This window comes from Actinomadura geliboluensis, from assembly GCF_005889745.1.
Lineage (GTDB): Bacteria > Actinomycetota > Actinomycetes > Streptosporangiales > Streptosporangiaceae > Spirillospora > Spirillospora geliboluensis.
On the sequence record NZ_VCKZ01000730.1, the window covers coordinates 1 to 1,474 of the forward strand.

1 protein-coding gene is annotated in these 1,474 nt (G+C 73.5%); it reads right to left on the minus strand.

The features are described from left to right. On the minus strand, positions 1 to 1,403 hold a 1,403-nt coding region (locus tag ETD96_RS43880; RefSeq protein ID WP_138642365.1), incomplete at its 3' end, for a DEDD exonuclease domain-containing protein. Positions 1,404 to 1,474: the final 71 nt, after the last annotated feature.

Below are 1,474 nucleotides of genomic sequence, written 5' to 3' on the forward strand. Positions count from 1 at the left end.
AGCTCCGGCAGCCGGGACAAAGCGGCGAGCCGCTGGCCTCGCGCGGCGGCCCGGACGAACGCGGCGAGCCGGTCGCGCTGCGCGGCGGCCTCCTCGTAGCGCAGTTCGGACGCGAGCCGGTCGATGCGGACCTGGGCGGCGGCCATCACGGGGCGGACGTCGCCCTCCATGACGGCGCGGGCCGTCCCGGCGTGGACGGCGTAGGCGTCGGGGGACTCGCGGCCGTCGCAGGGCGCGCCGCAGCGCCCGATCTCGGCGAGCGCGCACGCGCGGGCCTTGCCGCGCTCGATCAGCCGGAGCGTCAGCCGCTGGGTGCACTGGCGCAGCGGGACGGCCTCGTGGAGGGCGGCGCGGGCCTCCTCGGCCTGCCGCCGGGACGAGATCGGCCCGAGGTAGCGGGCGCCGTCGGCGCGGCATTCCCGGACGATCGACAGCCGCGGGAAGGGCTCCACGGTCAGCTTCAGCCAGATGGCCCGCTCGGGGAACTTCGAGCGGCGGTTGTAGCGCGGTTTGTGCTCGGCGATCAGCCGCAGCTCGCGGACTTCGGCCTCCAGGCCGGTGGCGCACACGATCGTGCGGACGTTCTCGGCGAGGCCGACCATCTCGCGGACGCGCCAGCGCGTCTCCGAGCCGGTGAAGTAGCTGCGGACCCGGGAGCGCAGGTCGCCGCTCTTGCCGACGTAGAGCACCTCGCCCGCGGCGTCTTCGAACAGGTAGACGCCGGGGGTGCTCGGCACGTCGTCGGCGAGGTGCCGCTTGCGGCGCTGCTCGGGGGTGGGCGCCTTGGCGAAGCCGCGCATCTCCTCCAGCGAGGTGACGCCGAACGAGCCGAGCCGTTCGATGAGGCCGTGCAGGACCTCCGTGGTGGCGCGGGCGTCGGCGAGGGCGCGGTGCGTCGGCTCGTTGGACGTCCGGAAGAAGCGGGCGAGGGTGCCGAGCTTGCAGTTGGGCACCTCGTCCTTGGACAGGACGCGGCGCGCCAGGTCGACGGTGTCGACGACGGGGAAGGCGGGCCAGGCGTACCCGTTCGCGGCGCAGGCGGTCTTCAGGAAGCCGATGTCGAAGGGGGCGTTGTGCGCGACGAGCACGCAGCCGCGCGCGAACTCCAGGAACGCGGGCAGCACCGACTCGATGCGCGGCGCGGCCGTGACCATCGCCGTGGTGATGCCGGTCAGGGCGGTGATGAACGGCGGGACGGGCCCGCCGGGGTCGACCAGCGTGCCGAAGTCGCCGAGCTCTTCGCCGCCGCGCACCTTCACCGCGCCGATCTCGGTGATGGCCGAGTCGGCGGCCGAGCCGCCCGTCGTCTCCAGGTCGACCACCACGAAGGTGACCTCGGCGAGCGGCGTGCCGAGGTCGTCAAGCGTCCCCTGCACTCCCTCAACACCGTGCGCAGCCGTCATGTGCGCGACCGTAGAGGACCCCACCGACAGAAGCCGGGGCCGCTAGGGTTGGGCTGTCTCTTATAAACATC